Raw genomic sequence first — 5,540 nt, forward strand, 5'->3', positions numbered from 1 at the left:
ATACTCGCTGTCCAGTAGCAACACCTGAATGTAAAGTGGAAACTCCTGAACTCAGGGAAAAAGTGATGGGACACTGGGCTTCATGTATTCATGTACACGCAGAGCAGATTACGAAAACAAAAATCCATATTTCATAACCAAAAAGGAGGCGGGATAGGTGGACGCACTTCGTTACACGGTAAAAAGGATTCTGCTCATGATACCAATATTGATTGGTATAAGCATTTTAACTTTCTTCATCTCGAATACCATTCCAGGTGATCCAGCTCGTTTGGCTGCAGGTCCATACGCAGATGCGAAGGTAATCGAAGAGCTGCAGGAAAAAATGGGCCTGAATGATCCTGTATATGTTCAATATTCCAATTACATGAAAAAATTGCTTCAAGGAGATCTTGGAAACAGTAATTATTCTCATCAGCCCGTGATGAAGGATATCAAACAATATTTTCCGGCAACTTTAGAGTTAACTTTTTTTTCGATGTTTATCACGATTTTAATCGGCATTCCTTTAGGGGTCATAAGTGCAAGCAAGAAAGATAAAGCAGCTGACCAATTTGCCAGGGTCATGGCACTCATAGGTGTGGCCATGCCGGCATTCTGGCTGGGAATTATCTTTCTATTATTCTTCTATTTAAAACTTGGGGTTTTACCTGGTTCAGGACGGTTAGATACAGGACTGGTTCCTCCGGAGACAATCACTGGGATGTACACAATTGATGCTCTTCTGACTGGGAATTGGACGGTGTTTAAATCAGCTGTGATCCATTTAATCCTTCCTGGGATTACGCAAGCTGCCGTAACAATCGGGATGATCACAAGAATGACGAGATCATCAATGCTTGAAGTGTTAAGAAGTGATTATATTAGAACGGCCTTTGCCAAAGGTGGATCAGAAAAGCGAGTACTTTACGGCCATGCATTAAGGAATGGGATGATGCCGATCATGACGCTTCTTGGCATGACCTTTGGCCATTCACTCGGCGGAAGTGTGCTCGTTGAGTCGGTGTTTTCGTGGCCAGGACTTGGCAAGTATGCAGTCAATGCCATTACATATCTGGACTTTCCAGCTGTGATGGCCGTCACCATTCTGATTGCCGTTCTCTTCATTCTCGTAAACCTTATCATCGATATACTCTATCAGGTTGTCGATCCTCGACTTAACTATGATTAAAAGGAGGCAATATAAGTGGTTAGACGGATTTTACAAAGTCCTTTAACAGTGTTAGGGATTTTCCTGGTAGTAATGATTATTATTCTAGCCATATTCGCTCCATGGATTGCCCCTAAGGATCCGCTGGAGGTAAATCTGGGACAAAAATTACTTCCTCCCAGTTCCGATCATTTGTTCGGTACGGATGAAGTAGGAAGGGATATACTAAGCCGGATTATCTTTGGAACTCGGATTTCTTTAAAGATTGGATTAATGGTCGTTTTGATTTCTTTTCCAATCGGCACCATCCTTGGCGCAATAGCTGGCTATGTAGGTGGTATGGTCGACCAGGTAATCATGAGGCTTACTGACATTTTCCTCAGCTTTCCAGGTATCATCCTGTCGATGTCCATTGCCGCAGCCCTTGGACCATCGATTGAAAATGTCCTCCTGGCATTAGCGATCACATGGTGGCCGTGGTACACAAGGATTGTCCGGTCGTCTGTCCTGTCAATCAAGAGCTCTGAGTTTATAGAATCAGCCAGGGCGATCGGAGCCAACCCTTTTAGAATTTTATTTAAAGAAATCATTCCAAACGCGATTGCTCCAGCAAGCATCCAGGCGAGCCTGGACTTAGGATTCGTCATCTTGGCTGCAGCTGGTCTAAGTTTTATCGGACTGGGAGCACAGCCTCCATCTCCTGAGTGGGGAGCTATGCTATCATCGAGCAGGGAAATTCTGCGGGATGCCTGGTGGGCAGCTACCTTTCCCGGTTTGGCGATTCTGCTGACTGTATTAGGTTTTAACTTATTGGGTGATGGCATGAGAGATTTGCTTGATCCTAAGAATAGGTAATTATATTTCTTTGAAAGGGGTGATTCCTGCCTTTTAAAGCTTTGCTAGTAAGATAAATCCACTAAAAATCTGGGGGGAAACAAATGAAGAAGAATTTCTTATTTAAAGTGATGACCATGGCGCTGATTCTGTTACTTGCTTTGACTGGATGTAATAAGTATAACCAGGAGACGACAACACCTGCAGAGGGGAAGAACGAAGACAAGAGCGATACGCCAGCAGAACCAAAGGGTTCGGGAAATCCAGAAGTCTTCAATTTCGCCACCAACCAGGATATACCTCACCTTGACCCACATGGCACTGCTGCCAATACATCGTTTCGTGTAACCTACATGCTTTATGATCGTCTCGTTACTTATGATGGAACAGATACTGAAGTCAAGCCTCAACTTGCTGAAAAATGGGATGTCTCGGATGATGGCTTGACCTACACATTCTACTTGAATAAGGAAGCTAAATTCCATGATGGTACCCCTGTTACGTCGGAAGCTGTTAAGTATTCCTTCACTCGTGCCATTGATATTGGAAAATCTGCTGCTGGTCAATTTAATAAGGTTATCACAAAGGATAGCTTTGAAATAGTGGATGATCATACAATCAAAATTACTCTCGAGAAACCATTTGCCCCATTCATCAAAACACTTGGAACTGTGTTTGCCAATATCGTCAATCCGAAACTTGCTGAAAACCATGGCGATGATTTAGGTGAAAGTTACCTTGCTGATAAGGATTTCGGTTCTGGTCCATACACTCTTGAAAGCTGGGATCGCGGCCAGAAGATGGTTTTAAAAGCAAATGAGAACTATTGGGGAGAAGTACCTAAATTAAAAACTGTCAATATCATGATTGTCAACGAACCTTCAACGGCGAGATTAATGCTAGAAAAAGGCGAAGTAGATTTGCTGGATTACTCTATGCTTTCCCCTGATGTAATGAAGCAGATGGAAGGTACAGAAGGTATTGATATTATCACACAGCCTGGATACCAGATTGATGATATTGCGATTAACATAGAGAAGAAACCTCTTGACAATGTGAAGGTGCGTCAGGCATTGGCGCACGCTGTAAACTACGATTCTATCAATAATGATATTCTTCTGGGTGCTGGTAAGCGTATCGGCGGAATCATCCCTGAAGGAATGTTTGGTTATAACCCTGATGTGAAGCAATATGATTTTGACCTTGATAAAGCAAAAGCACTTCTAGAGGAAGCGGGACTCGGTAAAGGTTTTGAAACGGAGATCCTGATTTCTGAGAATAATGAAGTACGTAAGAATATTGCGGTCATGATGCAATCAGACTTTAAAAAGATTGGTGTTGACTTGAAAATCAAGACACTGGCATGGCCGACATTCCTGGAGACTGTTACTTCAGGAGGTCATCAGTTAGCACTCGCAGCATGGACACCGGATTATGCTGACCCGGATTACAATCTTTGGTACTTCGCACATTCTTCTAGTAAGGGCCCTGGATTCAACCTTGCATTCTATGAAAATAGCAAAGTCGATCAGCTATTGGAAGAAGGCAGAAAGACTGTCGATGAAGGCAGACGAGAGGAAATTTACCAGGAAATCCAGGCAATCATGAGTGAAGAGGTTCCGTATATCTTCCCTGCACAGCGTCTTGTTCAGGCTACTCAAAGAACCTGGGTAAAAGGGTATGAAATCAATCCGATGAACACTTGGTATGTACCGTTCCAAAAGATGACGAAAGAATAATTTCATTAAAGCGACCGCAGGACTTTATCGTATGCGGTCGTTTTATTCAATCAGATTCAGGAGGAAAGACAATTTGGAATTTTGGTACCTGGAGGATGGCTTGTTGGTAGACGTTTTGAGGACAAAAGACTGATTGAAACAGCAGTGAATTTAGAAAGGCTGCTAGGCAAATCAATGAAGGGAATCAAGATCAATGTCTGATATTTTAAAATACCTTAAAGAGCACAGTAACTACATCACTGACACTTTGATTAGGTTGACAAAGGCTGAATCTCCATCCCATACAAAAGCTCTCGTAGATAAGTGTGGTGATGTACTGCGACAGGAATTTGAGAGACTGGTAGGCGGTTCCGTCGAAATGATTGAAAAAACGGAAGTTGGCAACCAATACAAATTTACATATGGAGCAGGGGATGAAGAAGGGCAGATTTTGGTGATTGGCCACATGGACACCGTGTGGGATGTAGGCGCACTGCCAATAAGGCAGGAAGGAAACCTTCTTTATGGCCCAGGGGTTTTTGATATGAAAGGCGGTCTCGCTATTACACTCTGGGCATTAAGGGCATTGAAGGAAACCGGTACCGAGCTGAACAAGCAAATCACCTTCCTTGTATCAACAGATGAAGAAGTGGGAAGTGCCCATTCGAAGGAGATCATCCTCAAGGAAGCTGGAAAAAGCTCGGTAGTATTGGTTCCGGAATCAAGTATCGGACCGGATGGGGCAGTAAAAACCGAAAGAAAAGGAGCAGCGCAGTTCCTGATGAAAATTGAAGGGATTGCTGCGCATGCGGGGATCAATGCCTGGGATGGTGCCAGTGCAATTGAAGAGCTGGCACACCAAATACTAGATTTGAAGAAGCTTGAGAACCGCGATGAAGGAATTTCAGTGAATATCGGGGTAGTGAAAGGCGGAACCCGCGGGAACGTCATTGCCAAAGAAGCTGTAGCAGAGATTGATGTTCGCATCACCAAAAAGGCACAGGCGGAAAAGATTAAAGAAGCAATCTTGAACAGGCCAGTTTTTGTAAAAGGAACAAAGGTCGAGGTATTTGGGGAAATTGACCGCTACCCTCTTGAACGGACAGAGGCAGTGATTCAATTATATGCAGAGCTAAAGAGAATTGCGGCCTCACACGGATACGATTTGGGAGAAGGGTCTTCGGGAGGAGCGAGCGATGGCAACTTCACAGCAGGTCTTGGCATTCCGACAATTGATGGTTTAGGGCCTGTTGGAGATGGAGCACATACTGAAGATGAACATGTCGATTTATCGAATCTTCCATACAGAGCAGCCCTGATGGCTGAAATTATTCAAAGATATGCCAATAAAAAGGGGGACTGACATTATGTACATGATGGATTTAACAGCCTCAAAATTCAAAGAAATTAAAGCTTCAGTAGACACTGTATTGTTGCCTATTGGAATGATTGAAATGCATGGACCTCATTGTTCGCTTGGAACGGATGTGTGGATTCCCCGGGAGTTTGTCCGCCGGCTTGATCGGATGATTGGAGACAGGGTATTGATGGCACCTGAAGTTGCTTACGGTCATTCTTGGGGTCTTGCCCCATTTGAAGGAACGATTGATATATCTGCGGATGCTTTTTCTCAATACGTTTACGAAATCGGAAAAGAGTTTCACCGGAATGGTTTTGAACAAATTGTTCTGTTCAATGGACATGGAGGAAATATCCCGAGCTTAACTACTGTTGCTGAAAAGCTTGCTGACTTAGGGATGAAGGTTTTAACCATCAATTGGTGGGTGGATTACCGTGAGCAAATCTTAGAAATCACCAAAGGCCCCGGTCATGGAGGG

The 5,540-nt window shown here is 43.6% G+C and carries 5 protein-coding genes; all 5 read left to right on the forward strand.

Translation table 11 applies throughout. The features are described 5' to 3' along the window. The first annotated feature begins 157 nt into the window (after positions 1-157). Entirely contained in the window at positions 158-1,171 is a 1,014-nt protein-coding gene (locus WB217_RS00445) for an ABC transporter permease (protein WP_335430697.1), read from the forward strand. A 15-nt stretch (positions 1,172-1,186) separates the two neighbouring features. Beyond that, on the forward strand, positions 1,187-2,005 hold the full coding sequence (gene nikC, locus WB217_RS00450) for a nickel transporter permease (RefSeq protein WP_335377642.1): 819 nt from the start codon (positions 1,187-1,189) through the stop codon (positions 2,003-2,005). A gap of 83 nt (positions 2,006-2,088) precedes the next feature. Continuing rightward, a complete protein-coding gene (locus WB217_RS00455) occupies positions 2,089-3,723 on the forward strand; it encodes an ABC transporter substrate-binding protein (protein WP_423989606.1) in 1,635 nt (544 codons plus the stop codon). 193 nt (positions 3,724-3,916) lie between these two features. Beyond that, positions 3,917-5,065 carry a M20 family metallopeptidase gene (locus WB217_RS00460; RefSeq protein WP_423989608.1) on the forward strand — a complete coding sequence of 383 codons (1,149 nt, stop codon included), beginning with the start codon at positions 3,917-3,919 and terminating at the stop codon, positions 5,063-5,065. A 4-nt stretch (positions 5,066-5,069) separates the two neighbouring features. After that, positions 5,070-5,540 (forward strand): creatininase family protein (locus WB217_RS00465; protein WP_423989610.1); only part of this gene is annotated, 471 nt, incomplete at its 3' end.

The sequence above is a fragment of the Mesobacillus sp. genome (assembly GCF_049588175.1).
Lineage (GTDB): Bacteria > Bacillota > Bacilli > Bacillales > Cytobacillaceae > Mesobacillus.